We start from the raw sequence: 17,405 nt of genomic DNA, 5'->3' as shown, positions 1-17,405 counted from the left end.
GGGGATGCCCCACGCCGACCTCGACCGCACACGCCTTCAGTCCCTCCTTGACCGCGAGCAGGCGCAGTTCGCCGCCGAGCACCCGCGGTCGGTGCAGCTCGCCGAGCGCGCGTCGCATGCGCTGCTGCACGGCGTGCCGATGCCGTGGATGGCGAAGTGGGCGAGCGGGACGCCGGTCTTCCTGGCCGAGGCCCGCGGCGCGCGGGTGACCGACGTCGACGGTGTCGAGTACGTCGACGTCGCGCTCGGCGACACCGGCTCGATGCCCGGCCATTCGCCCGCGCCGACGGTCGAGGCCATCATCTCGCGCGCGCAGGACCGCGGCGGCATCACCACCATGATGCCCACCGAGGACGCGATCGCCGTCGGCGAGGAGCTCGGCCGCCGCTTCGGCGTCCCCGCCTGGCAGTTCGCGCTGAGCGCCACCGACGCCAACCGCTTCGCCCTGCGCATGTGCCGCCAGGTGCAGCAGCGCAGCAAGATCCTCATCTTCCTGCACTGCTACCACGGCACCGTGGACGAGACCGTCGCGTCGCTGGACGCCGACGGCAACGTCGTCTCGCGCCCGGGCAACGTCGGCCCGGCCGTCGATCCGGCGCTGACGACCAAGGTGGTGCCCTTCAACGACCTCGACGCGGTGCGTGCCGCGCTGGCGCCGCGCGACGTCGCGGTCGTCATCGCCGAGCCCGCGATGACCAACGTCGGCATGGTCCTGCCCGAGGACGGGTTCTTGAAGGGGTTGGAGGAGGCGTGCGCCGAGACCGGCACGCTGCTGATCTACGACGAGACGCACACGATGTCGACGGGCCTCGGCGGCTGCGTGCGCGCGTGGGGCCTGCACCCGGACGCGGTCACGCTCGGCAAGGCGCTGGCGGCCGGCGTCCCGATCGGCGCCTACGGCTTCACCGCCGAGCTGCGCGATCGCATCCACAATGACTTGGTCGGCGACTACCTGGACTGGGGCGGCGTCGGCGGCACGCTGGCCGGCAACGCGCTCTCGCTCGCGGCCGCGCGCGCCACGCTGGAGCAGGTGCTCAACGAGGAGGCCTACACCTCCATGTCGATGACCTGCCACCGCTACGTCGCGGGCGTGCGCGAGGTCTTCGCCAAACACGGCGCGCCGTGGCACATCGTCGCGCTCGGCGCGCGCGCGGAGTTCGGCTACACGCCCGAGCCGCATCGCTCCGGCGCCGACGCGCTGGAGTCCATCGACCCGCTGCTGGACGACCTCATCCACGCCGCGCTGCTCAACCGCGGCGTGATGCTGACGCCGTTTCACAACATGGCGTTGATGGGCCCGACCACGACGATCGAGGACGTCGACCGCGTGGTCGGCGCCCTCGACGCGGTAGTCGGCGAGATCTTCTCGGCGGTCTAGGCGGTCGCCTGCAACCGGGTGGTCTGAGACGTCGGCTGCCCTGCCGCGGCGGTTGCCTCGAGCTGGAGCGAGACGTCGACGCCCTTCCTGCCCGCCAGCGCCTTCTTCAGCTTCGCGGCATTGGCCTTGGAGATCGTCAGCCGGACGATCTTCGACGTGCCCGCCGGGATCGTCAGCTTCTGGGCGGCGAGGTCAATCGAGACCGGCTTGACCGTGCGCTTCTTCTTGCCCTTGCCGACCACCTTGGCCTTGCCGCGCTGGACGATCGTCGCCGACGCGGTCAGCGTGCAGGTCGTGTCGCAGCCGACGCGGACCGGCAGGTTGCGCGCGGTCAGCAGCCCGGCCTTGCGCAGGATCTTCACGCTCAGCTGCGGGCCCAGCGGCTCGGGCAGGGTCGGGAACTGGAGCGCGGGCGGTGCGCCGACGGGCCCGAGCGCCCGGCAGGCCAGACCGGCCGGCGGCGCCGCGAGCGTCAGCGTCGTCACGCGGTTGTTCTCGCTGTCGGTCACGGTGACCTTGCCGGTGCAGTCCGCCGCGACGGCCGTCGGGTGGATGAACTGACCGTCGCCGATCCCGCGCTCGCCGAGCGCCAGCAGCCGCTCGCCATCCGGGCCGAACTGCTGGATGCGGTTGTTGCCGCGGTCGGCGACCCAGAGGTTGCCGACGGGATCGAGGCTGATCTGCGCTGGCGCGTTGAGCTTGCCGAGCTTGTTGCCGGTGCCGCCGAACTGGGCGAGCTCCATCCCGCTGGCGTCGTAAACGGTGATGCGGTTGGCGGAGTCCGCGACGTAGATCCGGCCGCCGTCGGGCGTCACCGCGATCCCGCGCGGCGCGGCGTCGACGGGGAAGGACCCCAAGTACGCGCCGGCCGCGGTGAAGCGCGCGATCCGCGTGTTGCCGGTGTCGGCGACCGTGATGTTCCCGGCGTTGTCGATCGCCAGCGCCTGCGGCGAGAGCAGCTGGCCGGGGCCGGAGCCCTGGGAGCCGATCGTGCGGTTCGTCGTCGCGGTCGCGCGGTCGAAGACCACGATCCGGCTGCGACGCCCGTCGAGCACGAAGCCGTTGCCTGCGGCGTCGAAGGCGACCGCGACCGGGTCGGGCAGGATCGTCGGGCCCGGGTTGGGCGAGCCCCAGATCGTGGCGACCGACCCGTCCGGGTTGAGCAGCTGGACGCGGCCGTTGACCGAATCGGTGATCGCGCGGACGCCGGCGGCGTCGGCGGCAGCGCCGAGCGGCCCGTCGAACTGGCCGCTGGCACGGCCGGAGGTCCCGAACGAGCGCTTCAGCGTGCCGGAGTTGTCGAAGACGTCGACGCGGTCGTTGCCGGTGTTGGCCACGAACAACTCGCCGCTGCTGTTGGCGGCGAGGCCGCGCGGGTAGGCGAGGTTGTTCGGACCGGTGCCGTAGGAGCCCCAGCGCGCCTTGTAGGCGTACTTGGTCTGCGGCGTCGAGAACCGCTGGATGCGGTGGTTGAGGTCGTCGGCGACGAAGACGCGGCCCTGCGGGTCGATCGCGACGCCATACGGGAAGCTCATCTGCCCCGGGCCTGAGCCCTGGCCGTTGCCGATCGAGGCGAGCAGGTGGCCACCGGTGTCAAACGCGGCGACACGGTGGTGCTGGTCGTCGGCGACGAGCATGCGCGTGCCGCGGACCGCGACGCCGCGCGGGTTCTGCAGCGTGCCGGGCGGCACGATCTCGGCGCCGTTGCCGCCGCCGGCGTTGAAGCGCACGACGCGGTCGTTGCCGGTGTCGACGATGTAGAGCGTCGAGCCGGAGGAGGCCAGGCCGCCGCCCGCGGCCGCGTCGTTGCCGCCGCCGGCGCCGAAGCGGAACTTGCCCAGCTCCGTGCCGTTGCCGCCCCAGGAGTCGATCAGGCCGCCGGTGTTGTTGAAGCGCACGATGCGGTTGGAGCCGCCGTCGGCGACGACGACCTGGTTGTCGCCGGTGACCGTGATGGCGCCGATCGCGCTCAGCTCGCCGGGCCGCGTGCCCGCGGTGCCGATGTCGCGCACCCACGTGCCGTCGGGCGAGAACTGCTGAACCAGGTGAGAGCCCTGATCGGTCACGTACACGTTGCCGTCGGGGCCGACGGCAACAGCCTGCGGGAACCGCAGCACGCCGCCGCCGCGCTGGCCGCTCTGGCCGACGGCGCTATAGGGGCACGCGCTCGCGGAGGAGGCGCCCGGGCAGTCGGCCGACGCCGCGCTCGGCAGGACGGCGAGGGCAGCGGTGGTCAGGGCGAGGCTCAGCACGGGGAGGAAGCGGGGCATCGTCATCTCGAAACAACCTAAGAAAGAGAGAGTCGCGGTCTGCACGACCGCGCCCATGAGGATCAGACGCTGGGCGCGCCGGTAAAGTGACGCTCCGGTGTCCGGGATCGGCGTCCTGCGCGAGGGGCCGCTGCACGCGGCGGTGAAGGACCTGCTCGCGCGGCCGGGCGACGTCACCGAGGTCAAGTACGGGCGCTACGTCATCGACCTCGTGCGCGCCGACGGCGAGCTGGTGGAGGTCCAGACGGGCGGCTTCTCGCCGCTGGGCCCCAAGCTCGACGCGCTGCTGGACGAGCACCGAATGCGGATCGTGCACCCGGTCCCGGCGCAGCGGCGGATCATCCGGGTCGACGCCAACGGCGAGGTGCTGTCCTCACGGCGCTCGCCGCTGAAGGGCGAGGTCTGGGACGTGTTCGACCGGCTGGTCTCGTTCCCGTCGCTGCTCGCGCACCCGAACCTGACCGTCGAGGTGCTGCTCTGCGCGGAGGACCACATCCGCGCGCCGGAGGCGGGACGCTCGCGCTCGGGCCGCCGGCGCCGCGATCCGGGCGAGCGGCGGCTGACCGAGGTGGTCGGCAGCGAGGTCCTCGCGTCGCCGGCCGACTGCGCGGCGCTGCTCCCGGACGCCCTACGCGCGGAGCCGTTCACGACGCGCGAGCTGGCCACCGCCGTCGGCTGTCGGATGATCCTCGCCCAGCGGATCGCCTACTGCCTGCGCGGCATGGAGGTCCTCACCGACGCCGGCAAGCGCGGCCGCGCGCCGCTGCACGTCATCGCGGCGTAGGCGGCGCCGCTACTTCTTCTTCGACGCCGCGAGCGCCTTGGGCTCGTCGTCGTCCTGCGCTGCGGCGGCGTCCAGCGCGGAGCGCACCGGCGCGCCCCAGGCGGCGTCGACCGCGGTCATCAGCGAGCCGTCGGTCAGGCAGTTGATGCAGAACGCCTTCTGGCCCCAGCCGATCGCGCGGGCCAGGACCTCGCTGGCGTAGGAGACGCCGGTCGCGTCGTGGCCGTAGTAGTCATAGGCGGCGCGCCAGGCGGCGGCGTCGAGGTTCTTGCCCGCGCCGTTGTCGCGCAGCAGCGCGGCGCCGGCCATGATCGCGTCGTAGTCGTCGTAGATCGACGGGTGCTTGGCGGTCTTGTGCGGGTAGTTGGCTGGCCGTGAACCGCGCGCGAACGAGTTCATGTAGCGCTTCCACGTCGAGACCGGGCCGTTCGTCACGTTGAACTGCATCGGGCCGGCGCAGCAGTTGGCGAAGTTGCGCCCGTGGTAGGTCGTCGGGTGCGTGGAGAACGCGGTCTCCTGCTTGTGGACCGACGCGATCAGCAGCCAGTTGACGCCGTAGACCTTCTGGGCCTCGGCGTAGATGGGGTAGAACCCGGCGACCCAGTTGGCGGGCACGTGGGCCAGCTCGTTGGACGAGAAGCGCTGGGCGTCGGCCTTCTGCTCGGTGGCAGTCGGCGCCTTGGCCGCGGCCTTCTTGGTCGCGCCGGTCGTCTCGGTCGCGCCGGTGACCGCCTCGGCCGTCGCTTCGGGCGTCGGCGTCGGTGTCACCACGACCACCGCGGGTGCCGCCGGGGGCGCGGGCAATGCCGCCCGGCCGCCACCGCTCTTGGTGAAGGCGCCACCCAGCGCGACGCCGAGCAGCGCGGCGCCGGCGACGAGAGCCACGAGCGCTACGGCCAGGGGCCAGCGCTCGCGGGGCGGGGTGGGCAGGGACGGCTCGTGGGACACGGGCAGGCGAGAGGATAGATCGCTCGCCTAAACGCGCGCTTCACACCGCCAGCAGCGCGCCCTCGTGCGCCAGCAGCGTGCGCTTGCGGTCCAAGCCGCCGGCGTAGCCCGTCAGCGCTCCGCGCGCGCCGATCACGCGGTGGCACGGCACGACGATCGGCAGCGGGTTGGCGCCATTGGCTGCGCCGACCGCTCGGGCGCCCGCGCCGCCGACGCCGAGCACGTCGGCGATCTCGCCGTAGGTCGTCGTCGTGCCGAACGGCACGCGCGCGACGTGGTCCCAGACCGCGCGTTGGAAGGACGTGCCGAAGCGCGGACGCAACGGCAGGTCGAAGGTCTCGCGCAGGCCCTCGGCGTAGCCGCGGAACTGCCGGGCGCTCTCGCGCAGGATCGGGTCGGCGTCGGCGCGCGGCGAGTCGGGCGGGATGTCGGCGACGTCGAAGCGGATCTCGCAGAGGCCCTCGCCATCGCCCAGCAGGGCGATCTCGCCGATGGGGGTCTCGACGGTGGTGTGGATCAGCGGCACGGAACGGCGCTCCTTCCAGGTGGCGTACTCGGTCGGCAGGCACTTCCCGCACGGGCGGTAGCCCGCGGCGATGGCGGTCGGCTCGTCGGCGAAGAACACGCGCTGGGCGACGTACTCGCCGCGCGCGATCGCTCGCAGCGCGCTCGGGCAGTCCAGCCGACCGTAGAGCTGCTGGCCGCGGTGGCCGCCGAGCGTGCCGGGCGTCGAGGACCGGTAGGGCTGGGCGTCAGGGCCGATGAGCGTGTACTGCTTCATGAGGATTGAAACGGAGCGGGGGTCATGAACGTGAGATCGCCGCGTAGCATCGCCGACGACATGGACGACCTGCTCAAGCTCGCCGCCGACGCCGGCCATGAGATCTCGACCGCCGAGGAGGCGCTGACCGAGGAGGCGCACGACGTTGCGCGTGATGCGCTCGATCGCGCGGCCGATCACCTCGCCGACCTGCGCGCCCGCTGGCCCGAGATGAACGCGGCCGAGCGCGCGATCGTGGGGCCGTCGGCGCAGGCCGTCCGGCAGCGGCTGGACGCCGCCGCGGCCCAGGTTCCGGCGCGCCGCACGCTCTCCGAGGGGACCGCCGAGGTCGACCCGGAGGAGGAGTCCGAGCCGGAGGCGACGACGGGTCCTTGACAAGGCGGCGAATCGCCTTGCCCCGGGATTCACGGCCGGTCTACCCTCGGCGCTCAGCGAGCGGAGAAGCGGAGGCAACCACTGTGAAGATCGGAGCGGTGTTCAACAGCGATCTCACCAACGTCCACCACAGGGTGGTCGTTCCGTTGAGAGAGCTGGCACGGCGCGGGCACCAGGTCGTCTGGGTTCAGCCCGACCACTGTGGCCACGTCGCGCCTGAGCGGCTGTCCGGCTGCGATGTCGTGCACATCCACCGCCGGTCCGAGCGGGACCTGATCGCCTGCGTCGACGAGCTGCGCGAGCGCGGCGTCGGGATCATTTGGGACACCGACGATCCGGCGGCGCTGTTGCCGGCCGACATCGATGGCCTAGCGCCCTTCGGCGGCTACAAGCGGGCGCGCGAGCTGCGCGGCCAGAAGGCGATGGCGGCGCGGGCCGACGTCGTCACCACGGGCTCGGAGGTCATCGCGGAGCGCTGCGCGGCGGTGACCGACGGCGCGGTCGTCGTGATCGAGGACTACCTCGGTGACGAGGAGTACGTCTGGCAGCCCAAGACTCACACCGGCGTGATCGTCGGTTGGGTCGGCGAGCCGGAGGACGCCGTCGACGCCGACGAGCTCGGGATCGCGGACGTGCTGCGCCGCGTGATGGCGCGCGACCCGCGGATCAAGGTCGAGACGATCGGCGTGGAGCTGGACCTCCACGATGCGGGCGAGCGGTACACGCACCACCGGTACCTGCCGGTCGAGGAGCTGGCCTGGCACGTCCGTCAGTTCGACGTGGCGATCGCGCCGATGGCCGACCTGCCGACGACCACCGCGCGCACCCGCATCACGCTCAAGGAGTACGCGGCCTCCGGCGTCCCGTGGGTGGCGTCGGCACGTGGCCCGTACCTGGGGCTCGGCGAGGAGGAAGGCGGCGTGTTGGTTTCTGATGACGGCTGGGAGCACGCCCTGCTGGCCATGGCCGGCGCGCGCTTCCGCCGCCGCCAGCTGCGCCGCCGCGCCGAGGAGTGGGCCAAGGCCCACCACATCGCCGTTCACGCCGATCGCTGGGAGACGGTCTTCCGGACCGCGGCATCCTCGGTCCGGCAGGTGGCCTGAACGGCCAGCTCCGCGCACGGCAACGACGCGGGGCACACCGGGCGCGCCGCCCGCAGGAGGCGGCGCGCCGCGGCTCTGAGCTATCTGGCAGATCCTGACGCACCGGCTCTGGTCACCGCCGGAGCGAGCTGGTCTCATGCTCCTGGCTCGCAAGCCGCCGGATCAGACCTCCGGACGGGCGTGCGGGCAGCCCGTCGCAGGATCCGGTGGAGGCTCTCGGCGCGGCTTCGTCGCGATGGTCCTGGGCAACGACACGCCCAACTGAGCATGCGGCGCCGCGGCGTCGTCGACCATCGAGCAGTAGGAGATCCTCATGAGCAAGATCGCTCGTCGCGCCGTGCTCGTCGCGGCGGCGCTGTCGCTGCTGGCGGCGCTGTCCTCGACCGCCTCCGCGGTGACGTGGCACAACACCGGCAACACGGCGTACACCGCGTCGATCGGACCGGGCACGCTGTCGGCCAGTGGCACCAGCTACGTCTGCTCCAGCGGCACGATGACGGCCACCGTGACTAGCACCCCGTTCGTTGGCGCCATCTGGGCGGGCGAGACCGGCACTGCGACGTTCACCGGGGGGCCGTGCGGCAGCGTCAACATCGACTGCTCCTTCAAGGTCACTGCCTACGCCTGGACTAACATCGTGCCCGCCGTCACCCACGCCATCGTCGACACGACGTGCGGGGCCTACACCGGTGGCACCAAGGTGTGTCAGATCGTCGGCACGATCAACAGCATCGCCACCAATCCGACTGGCGCGACGGCGGGCACGGTCACTTCCCAGACTGGCCCCGGCCTGTTCGTGACTGACGCCACCCCCGGCAGCTGCCCGCTAGGCAACGGCGTTGCCGCCGACCTCACCGTCATGAAGGCAACGATCACCAACGGCAGCGGCGGCGGGGGCAACCTCGGCCCGATCATCACGCGCACTGCGTGACGGCCGCCGGGCGCGGCTCCCGCTCACCCCGCGCGCAGCGCGAGGCGGGGGAGGCGGGAGCGGCCCGGGGTGGGCCAGCGTGGCGGGGCGTCGCGGCGTGACGCATGACGGCGCAGGAGCGCGATGAGGTGCTCGGTCGGCGCGAACGGGTCGGCGACGGTCGCGCCGGAGGTCGTCGAGAGGGCGGCGCGCAGGATGCCGTTCTCCTCGGCCAGCAGGAGCGGGCCGGAGGGGACGCGGCGGGAGTCCAGGGCGGCGAGGCGGGCGACGTCGGGGGCGTCGTTCGGGCGGGCGGCGCGCAGGGTCACGCCGGCCAGGTGCGGAGGGGAGAAGGAGGTCATGGATCCAGTCTGCGCTGGCATCTCCCATCGCGCAATGCGAAGATCGATAGAAACCTATCTTGAAACGCGATGGATCTCCGACAGCTCCGATACCTCGACGCCGTAGCCCGCGCGCGCTCCTTCACCGCCGCCGCCCTTGACCTCCATGTCGCTCAGTCGGCGCTCTCCCAGCAGGTCGCCAAGCTCGAACGGGAACTTGGTGTTGAACTGCTGCGCCGCACGACCCGTCGCGTCGAGGTCACGGAGGCTGGCGAGCTGGTGCTCGCACGCGGCCGCCGCGCGCTCGCCGAGGCCGAGGCGATCCGCGCCGACCTTGACGCGCTGCACGGCCTGGTCCGCGGCCGGCTGCGGATCGGCGGCGTGCCGCCGGTCTCGGGCCTGCACCCCGCGTCGCTGATCGCGGAGTTCGGCCGCGCGCACCCGGGCGTGGAGATCACGATCCGCGAGGACGTCGCCGCGCTGCTGCTCGACGAGCTGGAGGCCGCGCGCTTGGACCTCGTGCTGGCGCTCGTCGCGCCGGACGACACGTCGCCGGCGCTCACGGGCGTCCGGCTGCTCGACGAGGAGCTGGCCGTCGTCGCCGCGCCCGGCCACGCCCTGGCCTCCCGCAAGCGCGTGCCCCACGCGGCGCTTGCCGACGAGCCGCTGGTCGCCTACGGCCACGGCTCGGCGCTGCGCCACGAGCTCGACCGCCTGTTCCCCGATGGCCGCGTCGTCGCCGAGGCCAACGAGCTGGCGACGCTCCGGGAGCTCGTCGCCCTCGGCCTCGGCGTCACGCTCATGCCCGCGGCAGTAGTGGCCAGCGCACGCGACGAAGAGCTGACCGTCCGCCCGCTGCACCCGCGCGTCCGCGTCCCGGTCTCGATGTTGTGGCGCGCCAACGAGACGCCGACGCCCGCCGCACGGGCGTTCCGCGAGCACGTCCTGGCGGAAGTGACCAAGAGCTCTTGACATCGGCACCACGGCTGTGGTTAGGATCCCTGGCGTTGTTCCAAAAACGTTTTTGGAACAACAGACCCGGAGAGAGAATCCTTGCCCGAGCGCACCACCATCCGTGAGCTGGCCCGATTGAGCGGTGTCTCGATCGGCACGGTGTCGCGCGCGCTCAACGGCTACACCGACGTGCGGCCCGAGACCCGCGAGCGGATCATCCGCCTCGCCGAGGAGCTCGACTACACGCCGTCGGCCTCGGCCCGCTCGCTGGTCACCCAGCGCTCGCACGTCGTCGGCGTGTTCCTCAACACGGGCGAGGGCCACCCGGACCTGCAGCACCCGTTCTTCCACGAGGTCCTGGCCGGCGTGCAGGAGACCGCGGGTGCGCAGGGTTACGACTTGCTGCTGTTCTCCACCGAGAACCCAGGCAATGGCTATGGGTCGCACTCCTACGTCAAGCGCTGCCGCCACCACAACGTCGACGGCGTCGTGCTGATGGGCTTCGAGCACCGCGACGAGGACGTGCGCCGCCTCTGCGCGTCGTCGATCCCGGTGATCGGCGTCGACGTCGAGCTGACCGGCCGGGACACCGCGTTCGTCACCTCCGACAACGTCCAAGGCGGACAACTCGCGGTGCAACACCTTGCAGCATTTGGGCACACGCGGATCGCCACGATCGCGGGTCCGGTCGAGACCGTCGCCGGCGAGCGCCGTCTGAAGGGCTACCGCGACGGCCTCGCCGCCGCCGGGCTGGCGTTCCGCGACGAGTACGTCACCGGCGGGGACTTCTACGTGGACTCCGGTCACACGGCGGCCGCCAAGCTGCTCGCGCTGCCCGAGCCGCCGACCGCGATCGTCGCGGCGTCTGACTTCATGGCCGTCGGCGCGCTGCGCGCCGCCACCGAGGCTGGGCTGCGCGTCCCGGACGAGCTGTCGATCGTCGGCTTTGACGACATCATGCTCGCCGCCCACCTCCAGCCGGGGCTCACCACGCTCCGGCAGGACAAGCAGGGCCTCGGCGACGCCGCGGCGCGCTGGCTGATGGCGCACATCGACGGCGACGCGGCCAACGCGCCGGAGGCCGTCACGTTGCCGATCGAGCTGGTCGCGCGCGGCACCACCGCGGCACCCGCGAGCCGGAGCTAGACGGAGGTGACGCCACGCCCGCCATAGCCGCCGTTTCGTCATCCGTTGGGTCGTAAACGTTTTTGGAACGAACTTCAGAGAAACTGCTGGGGAGCAGGAGGAGAGAGATGAGCAGGAGCCGAGTGACCGCCCTCGTCGCGGTCGCCCTCACGGTGTTGTCGATGGTCCTCGCCGCGTGCGGCGGAGACGACGGTGGCACCAACGACAAGGCGCAGGCCAACGACAAGCCGGCCGAGGCCAAGAGCCTCAAGGGTCAGACCGTCCGCCTGTGGATCATGAACAACGGCCCCAAGCCGGTCGCCGACACGGAGCGCATCGTCGCGCCGTTCGAGCAGAAGACCGGCATCAAGGTTAAGGTCGAGCTCGTGGGCTGGGACGTCCAGCTCGACCGCATCCGCAACGCCGCCGTCTCGGGTGAAGGCCCGGACGTCACGCAGGCCGGCACGACGCAGGTCCCGTTCTTCGCCGCGCTCGGCGGGTTCGAGGACCTCAAGGGCCGCGTCGGCGACATCGGTGGTGCAGGCGCCTACGCGCCCGGCATCTGGAAGACCTCGCAGGTCGAGGGCCAGGACGGGACGTGGGGCGTGCCGTGGTTCACCGAGGCGCGCACGATCTACTACCGCAAGGACGCGCTGAAGGCCGCGGGCGTCGACCCGGCGACGGCCTTCGAGTCCCAGGCCGCGCTGAAGGCAACGTTGGAGAAGCTCAAGGCCGTCAAGGAGATCGGCGGCAAGCCGATCGCCCCGTTCGGCGGCCCGGGCAAGAAGGCCTATGACCTGGTCCACAACCTGATGCCGTGGGTCTGGGACGCGGGCGGCGCGGAGCTGAGCGAGGACAACAAGACCTCGACGATCAACTCGCCGCAGGCGGTCCAGGGCGTCAAGTTCGCCACCGACCTGGTCGGTGCCGGGCTGTGGGACAAGTCGATGCTCGAGCGTGACGGCCAGCAGGTCGAGGACCAGTTCAAGGGCGGCCGCCTCGCGGTCTTCATCGGTGGCCCGTGGGTGCTTCAGTCCTCCAAGCGCGCCGAGGACGACACGTGGTCGGACGCGGCCCGCAAGAACATCGGCGTCGCGTCGATGCCGGGCGGCGACTCCAACAAGGGCTACACGTTCATCGGCGGGTCCAACCTGATGGTGTTCAAGTCCTCACAGCACAAGGACGCGGCCTGGGAGCTGGTCAAGTACCTGTCCCAGGACGACGTGCAGACCGACTACGCCGGGTTGATGGGTATGTTCCCGGCGCGCCTGAAGCCGCAGGAGGCCGAGGGCACGGTCGACGCCGACCACGAGGCGTTCTACGCGGCGATCAAGGACCAGGGCCGGTCCTACGCGCCGATCGCCCAGTGGGCGCAGGTCGAGAACGCCTACAAGAACCAGTTCGGGCAGATCCTGGACAAGGCGGCGGGCAAGGGGCAGCTGTCGGACGCCGACATCAAGGCCCAGCTCGACAAGGCCGCCAAGGAGGCCGACGGCCTCCTGTCCCAGGCGACCTCGTAGGTCCAGCGTGAGCGCCGTCGTCGATCCGACCGAGAAGGCCTCTGCCGAGGCCGCGCGGGCATCGTCCGCGCGGCCCGGCGGGCGGCGCCGCGGCCGCGGTGGGTCAAGCGCCTCCGGGCGCCGCCTGGCCTACTGGCTGATCGCGCCGGCGCTCACGTTCATGATCTTGGTGCACGTGATCCCGTCGCTGGCGGGCATCGCGTTGTCGTTCAAGAACCTCAACACCTTCACCTTCCGCGAGCTCTTCGGGGCGCCGTGGAGCGGGCTGCACAACTACAACGCGATCCTGTTCGACTCGGCCAACCCGCTGCACTCGGGGTTCGTCGACGCCGTCCGCAACACCATCATCTACACCGCCGCGACGGTCGCCGGAACGCTGGTCGGCGGTCTCGGGATCGCGCTGCTGATGGCCCGCCAGTTCCCCGGGCGGCGGATCGTCCGGACGCTGATGCTCGCGCCCTACGTCGTGCCGAGCTTCGTCGTCGCGGTGCTGTGGGGCTTCATGTGGCAGTCGGACTCCGGGATCATCAACAAGGTCCTGGTCGACTACACGGGCGTCCTGAGCGACCGCCCGACGTGGCTGCTCGGCCACAACTCGCTGCTGGCGATCATCATCCCGTCGATCTGGCGCGGGATCCCGCTGGCGATGCTGATCTTCCTCGCGGGCCTGGAGTCGATGCCCAAGGAGCTGCACGAGGCGGCGGCGATCGACGGCGCCGGCCCGTGGCGGCGGTTCCGCTACATCACGCTGCCGCTGCTGCGCCCGTTGATTGCGATCCAGCTGCTGTTCGGCGTCATCTACAGCACCTACCAGTTCGCGATCCCCTACGTGATGCTCGGCTCCAACCCGGGCAGCGACGCCGACCTGATCATGACCTTGATCGTCCGGCAGTCGTTCTCCAACAACCTGTTCGGCTTCGGCGCCGCGGCGTCGACGCTGCTCATGTTGGTGATGTTGATCTGGGTGGCGGTCTGGTTCAGGGCCTTCCGCCGCGACCTCGAAGGAGACAACGCCTGATGGCCTCGCGACGCACGTTGACCAACTGGTCGCTGAACGCGCTGACCTACGCGGTGCTGGCGATCATGCTCGCGCCGATCGCGTGGCTGGTCATCTCCAGCTTGCAGACGCGCGGCCAGCTCGCGTCCGGCGAGTACGACCTGCTGCACCCGACGGTGTCGGCGTTCAAGCAGATGTGGGAGTCCGTGGACTTCGGCAAGTACTTCGTCAACTCGTTGATCATCTGCACGGCGTCGGCGGTGCTGTCGACGGCGTTCGCGTCGTCGGCCGGCTACGCGCTGGCGCGGCTGCGGTTCCGCGGCGAGAAGGCGTTCGGCACGGCGGTCGTCGGCACGCAGCTCGTGCCGGGCTCGATGTTCCTGCTGCCGGTGTTCCTGGGGTTCATCTGGCTCAAGCAGAACACGCCGATCCACCTGTTCGACACGCACATCGGGATGATCCTGGTCTACACCGCGTTCTTCACGCCGGTCGCGATCTGGTTCATGCGGTACTTCTTCATGAACATCCCGCCGGAGCTCGAAGAAGCCGCGATGGTCGACGGCTGTACGCGCTTCGGCGCGTTCTGGCGCGTCGTCCTGCCCAGTGCCGCGCCCGGCCTGGTCGCGACGTTCGTATACGCCTTCCTGCTGGCCTGGGACGAGCTGCTGTTCGTCACCGCGCTCACGGCCAACCGCGCCGAGACGATCCCGGTCGGCATCCACAACTTCATCGGCAACTACTCAGAGGAGTACGCACAGCTCATGGCTGCAGGCGTCGTCTCGACGATCCCCGTCATGCTCGCCTTCTTCGCCACCCAGCGGTGGCTCGTTCAGGGCCTGACGGCCGGGGCGGTGAAGGGATGAGCGCGACCGCGCCGCGGCCGACGGAGGGTGGTCAGGAGGCGACGGCCGAGCCGTTCGTCCCGCCGCCCGGCTTCCGCTTCGGCGTCGCGACCGCGGCCTACCAGATCGAGGGCTCCACGCTGGCCGACGGCCGCGGCGAGTCGATCTGGGATCGCTTCGCGCACACGCCGGGCAAGACCGTCAACGGCGACACCGGCGACGTCGCCTGCGACCACTACAAGCGCTGGCGCGCCGACGTCGAGTTGATGGACACGCTGCACGTCGAGTCCTACCGCTTCTCGATCGCGTGGCCGCGGATCCTTCCGACCGGCGCGGGAACGGTCAACCAGCGCGGGCTGGACTTCTACAAGCGCTTGGCCGAGGGCCTGCGCGAGCGCGGCATCGAGCCGGTCGCCACGCTCTACCACTGGGATCTGCCCCAGGCGCTGCAGAACGGCGGCGGCTGGGCGGCGCGCGACACGGTCGAGCGCTTCGCCGAGTACGCGCGGATCGTCGGCGCCGAGCTCGGCGACGTCGTCGGGTCGTGGATCACCCAGAACGAGCCGTGGTGCACGGCGTTCCTGGGCAATGCCATTGGCAAGAAGGCGCCGGGCCTGCACGACTGGCCGACGGCGCTGGCCGTCTCGCATCACCTGCTGCTCAGCCACGGGCGGGCGACCGAGGCGCTGCGGACGGTGCTGCCGGCCGGGTCGGAGATCGGCATCGCGCTCAACCTGTTCCCGATCCTGCCCGCCGTCGACGACGAGGCGCATCGGGAAGCCGCCGTGGTGCGGGACGGCTACGTCAACCGCTGGTTCTTGGATCCGGTCTTCCGCGGTGCCTACCCGCAAGACATGGTGGAGCTCTACGAGCGCGAGACCGGACCGTTTGACTGCGTCCAAGACGGCGACCTCGCGACGATCTCCACACCCACCGACTTCCTCGGCGTCAACTACTACAACCCGATGCGCGTCGAGCCGAGCGACGAGGGCCCGTTGCACGTGCGCGACGCCGAGTCGGTCGGGCCGGTCACCGGCATGGGCTGGGAGATCGATCCCGCCGGCCTGCGCCAGATCCTCGCGCGCGTGCGCGCGGAGTACACGTCGCTGCCGGTGATGATCACCGAGAACGGGTCGGCGTTCGAGGACCCCGAGCCGGCCGACGGCGTCCTGGAGGACCCCGAGCGCCGCGCCTATCTGGCCGGGCACCTGGCCGCCGTGGGCGAGGCGCTCGCCGACGGCTCCGACGTCCGCCGCTACTTCGTCTGGTCGTTGTTGGACAACTACGAGTGGGAAGACGGCTACGGCCAGCGCTTCGGGATCGTCCACGTCGACTTCGAGACCCAGGCGCGCACGCCCAAGGCCAGCGCGCTGTTCTACAAGGACTACATCGACCGCGCGCGTAAGGGCGCGTAGGGAGACGAGATGGCCAGCATCGGCTTCGCAGGGGTGAGCAAGGCGTTCGAGGACGGCACCGTCGCGGTGGACGACCTCGACCTGGAGATCCGCGACGGCGAGTTCATGGTCTTGGTCGGGCCGTCGGGCTCGGGTAAGTCCACCGCCTTGCGCATGCTCGCGGGACTGGAGGTCAACACCGAGGGCCACATCCGGATCGGCGACCGCGTCGTCGACGACCTGGAGCCCAAGGACCGCGACCTGGCGATGGTCTTTCAGTCCTACGCGTTGTACCCGCACATGACGGTCGCCGAGAACATGGGCTTCGCGCTGAAGATGCAGCGCGCCAAGCGCGACGAGATCGCGCGGCGCGTCGCGGCGGCGGCCGAGAAGCTCGGGATCGAGGCGCTCCTGGAGCGCCGCCCCAAGCAGCTCAGCGGCGGCCAGCGCCAGCGGGTTGCGCTGGGGCGCGCGATCGTCCGCGACCCGGCGGCGTTCCTGATGGACGAGCCGCTCTCGAACCTCGACGCCAAGCTGCGCGTCGAGATGCGCGCCTACCTGGCCGGGCTGCACCAGGAGCTCGGCACGACGACCGTCTACGTCACCCACGACCAGACCGAGGCCATGACGATGGGCGACCGCGTGGCGGTCATGCGCGACGGTCGCCTGGCGCAGTGCGGTGCGCCGCAGACCTTGTACGACGAGCCCGCCGACCTGTTCGTGGCCGGCTTCATGGGCTCGCCCGCGATGAACCTCCTCGAGGCGCGGCTGGTGCCGGCCGGTGACGGCTTCGACGTCGTCATCGGCCGGCAGCGCCTCTCGCTGCCGGCGAGCGTCGTCGCCGCGCGGCCCGGCCTGCGCGTCTTCGCCGACCGCCCGGTGGTCGTCGGGATCCGGCCGGAGGCGGTCGCGCTCGGTGGCGGCGCCACCGACGGCCGCGCGCTCAACGTCGCGGTCGCGCTCGTCGAGGCGCTCGGCTCCGACCTGCTCGTTCACGCCGACGTCGACGCCGCCACCGTCCTGACCGCTGACCAGGAGGAGCTGGCCGCCGAGGTCCCGCTCTCGGCCACCGCTCGCCTGACGCTCCGCCTGCCGCCGAGTGCGCGCGTGCGGCCGGGCGAGCCCTTGACGGTCGCGGTCGAGACCGAGCGCCTGCACCTGTTCGACCCGGAAACGGAGCGCGCCATCCGCTGAGCCGGTGAGGATCGCGCCCGCTCCGGGTACACCCCCGTCATGGTCGCGATCCTCATCATCATCGCTCTCTTGGTCGTCGTCGCCATCGGCGCCGGGATCTACAGCCGCCGCAAGGCGGAGGAGCGGACGCGGATCGAGCAGGAGCGCCAGGTCATCGCCGGCGAGCTGTCCGGGCATCAGCAGGAGCACGACGCGATCGTCTCCCGCGCCGGGTCCGCCGCCAACGAGGCGCGCGAGCACCGCGCCGCCGCCGAGGAGCACGCCGAGCAGGCACGCCGCCACGAGCAGGAGGCTGCCCAGCACGCCGAGGCCGCCGAGACGGCCGAATCACGCTTCACCCGTGCCCGCGACGCCGCCGAGCGCCACGGCGAGCGCGCCGAGGACGCCCAGCGCCGGCTGGACGAGCTGGGCGACCGCCGCTAGGAGCGCTCGCGCTCGATACGCAAGCAGGCTTGCGCGTGCGGACAGAAGTGCTGCACGCCGTTTGAT

Annotated in this window: 18 protein-coding genes; 14 read left to right on the top strand and 4 right to left on the bottom strand. The window is 71.2% G+C overall.

Annotated features, from left to right (window positions below; genetic code table 11):
* Window positions 1-4: 4 nt before the first annotated feature.
* Window positions 5-1,378 carry a transaminase gene (locus ACT01A_RS13645; RefSeq protein WP_445147635.1) on the top strand — a complete coding sequence of 458 codons (1,374 nt, stop codon included), beginning with the start codon at window positions 5-7 and terminating at the stop codon, window positions 1,376-1,378.
* Here ACT01A_RS13645 and ACT01A_RS13640 read toward each other — a convergent pair.
* The gene (locus ACT01A_RS13640; protein ID WP_445147634.1) at window positions 1,375-3,654 is read right to left on the bottom strand and encodes an NHL repeat-containing protein; all 2,280 of its coding nucleotides are present in this window, start codon (window positions 3,652-3,654) and stop codon (window positions 1,375-1,377) included. The genes ACT01A_RS13645 and ACT01A_RS13640 overlap by 4 nt on opposite strands.
* Window positions 3,655-3,745: 91 nt before the next feature.
* Between ACT01A_RS13640 and ACT01A_RS13635 the strand changes: the two genes are divergently transcribed.
* Window positions 3,746-4,432 carry a hypothetical protein gene (locus ACT01A_RS13635; protein WP_445147633.1) on the top strand — a complete coding sequence of 229 codons (687 nt, stop codon included), beginning with the start codon at window positions 3,746-3,748 and terminating at the stop codon, window positions 4,430-4,432.
* A gap of 9 nt (window positions 4,433-4,441) precedes the next feature.
* Here the strand turns inward: ACT01A_RS13635 and ACT01A_RS13630 are convergent, their stop codons facing one another.
* Together ACT01A_RS13630 and ACT01A_RS13625 are read right to left on the bottom strand one after the other, a co-directional pair.
* Window positions 4,442-5,317: a hypothetical protein gene (locus tag ACT01A_RS13630; protein WP_445147632.1), complete on the bottom strand. Its 876-nt coding sequence runs from the start codon at window positions 5,315-5,317 to the stop codon at window positions 4,442-4,444.
* 103 nt (window positions 5,318-5,420) lie between these two features.
* Window positions 5,421-6,161, bottom strand: a complete 741-nt coding sequence (locus tag ACT01A_RS13625) for a methylated-DNA--[protein]-cysteine S-methyltransferase (protein WP_445147631.1) — start codon at window positions 6,159-6,161, stop codon at window positions 5,421-5,423.
* A gap of 60 nt (window positions 6,162-6,221) precedes the next feature.
* On the opposite strand from ACT01A_RS13625, the gene ACT01A_RS13620 reads away from it, so the two are divergent.
* The 4 genes from ACT01A_RS13620 (at window position 6,222) to ACT01A_RS13605 (ending at window position 8,570) form a co-directional block, all read left to right on the top strand.
* Window positions 6,222-6,536: a hypothetical protein gene (locus tag ACT01A_RS13620; RefSeq protein WP_445147630.1), complete on the top strand. Its 315-nt coding sequence runs from the start codon at window positions 6,222-6,224 to the stop codon at window positions 6,534-6,536.
* An 83-nt stretch (window positions 6,537-6,619) separates the two neighbouring features.
* On the top strand, window positions 6,620-7,639 hold the full coding sequence (locus ACT01A_RS13615; protein WP_445147629.1) for a hypothetical protein: 1,020 nt from the start codon (window positions 6,620-6,622) through the stop codon (window positions 7,637-7,639).
* Between the two features lie 136 nt (window positions 7,640-7,775).
* A complete protein-coding gene (locus ACT01A_RS13610; protein WP_445147628.1) occupies window positions 7,776-7,904 on the top strand; it encodes a hypothetical protein in 129 nt (42 codons plus the stop codon).
* Window positions 7,905-7,952: 48 nt separating this feature from the next.
* Window positions 7,953-8,570 carry a hypothetical protein gene (locus tag ACT01A_RS13605; protein ID WP_445147627.1) on the top strand — a complete coding sequence of 206 codons (618 nt, stop codon included), beginning with the start codon at window positions 7,953-7,955 and terminating at the stop codon, window positions 8,568-8,570.
* A gap of 23 nt (window positions 8,571-8,593) precedes the next feature.
* Here ACT01A_RS13605 and ACT01A_RS13600 read toward each other — a convergent pair whose 3' ends face one another.
* Window positions 8,594-8,911: a hypothetical protein gene (locus ACT01A_RS13600; RefSeq protein ID WP_445147626.1), complete on the bottom strand. Its 318-nt coding sequence runs from the start codon at window positions 8,909-8,911 to the stop codon at window positions 8,594-8,596.
* Window positions 8,912-8,980: 69 nt separating this feature from the next.
* On the opposite strand from ACT01A_RS13600, the gene ACT01A_RS13595 reads away from it, so the two are divergent.
* The 8 genes from ACT01A_RS13595 (at window position 8,981) to ACT01A_RS13560 (ending at window position 17,339) form a co-directional block, all read left to right on the top strand.
* Complete coding sequence (locus ACT01A_RS13595) at window positions 8,981-9,862, top strand: LysR family transcriptional regulator (protein ID WP_445147625.1); 882 nt, start codon at window positions 8,981-8,983, stop codon at window positions 9,860-9,862.
* 81 nt (window positions 9,863-9,943) lie between these two features.
* A complete protein-coding gene (locus ACT01A_RS13590) occupies window positions 9,944-10,990 on the top strand; it encodes a LacI family DNA-binding transcriptional regulator (RefSeq protein ID WP_445147624.1) in 1,047 nt (348 codons plus the stop codon).
* A gap of 107 nt (window positions 10,991-11,097) precedes the next feature.
* Complete coding sequence (locus ACT01A_RS13585) at window positions 11,098-12,489, top strand: extracellular solute-binding protein (RefSeq protein ID WP_445147623.1); 1,392 nt, start codon at window positions 11,098-11,100, stop codon at window positions 12,487-12,489.
* Between the two features lie 7 nt (window positions 12,490-12,496).
* Entirely contained in the window at window positions 12,497-13,507 is a 1,011-nt protein-coding gene (locus ACT01A_RS13580) for a carbohydrate ABC transporter permease (protein WP_445147622.1), read from the top strand.
* The gene (locus tag ACT01A_RS13575) at window positions 13,507-14,349 is read left to right on the top strand and encodes a carbohydrate ABC transporter permease (RefSeq protein WP_445147621.1); all 843 of its coding nucleotides are present in this window, start codon (window positions 13,507-13,509) and stop codon (window positions 14,347-14,349) included. The genes ACT01A_RS13580 and ACT01A_RS13575 overlap by 1 nt, the downstream gene beginning before the upstream one ends.
* Window positions 14,346-15,743: a GH1 family beta-glucosidase gene (locus tag ACT01A_RS13570; RefSeq protein ID WP_445147620.1), complete on the top strand. Its 1,398-nt coding sequence runs from the start codon at window positions 14,346-14,348 to the stop codon at window positions 15,741-15,743. The genes ACT01A_RS13575 and ACT01A_RS13570 overlap by 4 nt, the downstream gene beginning before the upstream one ends.
* A 9-nt stretch (window positions 15,744-15,752) precedes the next feature.
* Window positions 15,753-16,916, top strand: coding sequence for an ABC transporter ATP-binding protein (locus ACT01A_RS13565; protein ID WP_445147619.1), 1,164 nt, complete (start codon window positions 15,753-15,755; stop codon window positions 16,914-16,916).
* Between the two features lie 39 nt (window positions 16,917-16,955).
* On the top strand, window positions 16,956-17,339 hold the full coding sequence (locus ACT01A_RS13560; RefSeq protein WP_445147618.1) for a hypothetical protein: 384 nt from the start codon (window positions 16,956-16,958) through the stop codon (window positions 17,337-17,339).
* Window positions 17,340-17,405 lie beyond the last annotated feature (66 nt).

Source organism: Baekduia sp. Peel2402 (genome assembly GCF_052567285.1).
This window is presented reverse-complemented; position numbering and strand designations above follow the sequence as displayed.

Excerpts from the sequence above, each read along its gene's own strand:
- ACT01A_RS13645 (WP_445147635.1), top strand. The coding sequence starts at position 5 with ATGCCCCACGCCGACCTCGACCGCACACGCCTTCAGTCCCTCCTTGAC.
- ACT01A_RS13640 (WP_445147634.1), bottom strand. The coding sequence starts at position 3,654 with ATGACGATGCCCCGCTTCCTCCCCGTGCTGAGCCTCGCCCTGACCACC.
- ACT01A_RS13625 (WP_445147631.1), bottom strand. The coding sequence starts at position 6,161 with ATGAAGCAGTACACGCTCATCGGCCCTGACGCCCAGCCCTACCGGTCC.
- ACT01A_RS13620 (WP_445147630.1), top strand. The coding sequence starts at position 6,222 with ATGGACGACCTGCTCAAGCTCGCCGCCGACGCCGGCCATGAGATCTCG.
- ACT01A_RS13610 (WP_445147628.1), top strand. The coding sequence starts at position 7,776 with ATGCTCCTGGCTCGCAAGCCGCCGGATCAGACCTCCGGACGGGCGTGC.
- ACT01A_RS13605 (WP_445147627.1), top strand. The coding sequence starts at position 7,953 with ATGAGCAAGATCGCTCGTCGCGCCGTGCTCGTCGCGGCGGCGCTGTCG.
- ACT01A_RS13600 (WP_445147626.1), bottom strand. The coding sequence starts at position 8,911 with ATGACCTCCTTCTCCCCTCCGCACCTGGCCGGCGTGACCCTGCGCGCC.
- ACT01A_RS13595 (WP_445147625.1), top strand. The coding sequence starts at position 8,981 with ATGGATCTCCGACAGCTCCGATACCTCGACGCCGTAGCCCGCGCGCGC.
- ACT01A_RS13585 (WP_445147623.1), top strand. The coding sequence starts at position 11,098 with ATGAGCAGGAGCCGAGTGACCGCCCTCGTCGCGGTCGCCCTCACGGTG.
- ACT01A_RS13575 (WP_445147621.1), top strand. The coding sequence starts at position 13,507 with ATGGCCTCGCGACGCACGTTGACCAACTGGTCGCTGAACGCGCTGACC.
- ACT01A_RS13570 (WP_445147620.1), top strand. The coding sequence starts at position 14,346 with ATGAGCGCGACCGCGCCGCGGCCGACGGAGGGTGGTCAGGAGGCGACG.
- ACT01A_RS13565 (WP_445147619.1), top strand. The coding sequence starts at position 15,753 with ATGGCCAGCATCGGCTTCGCAGGGGTGAGCAAGGCGTTCGAGGACGGC.
- ACT01A_RS13560 (WP_445147618.1), top strand. The coding sequence starts at position 16,956 with ATGGTCGCGATCCTCATCATCATCGCTCTCTTGGTCGTCGTCGCCATC.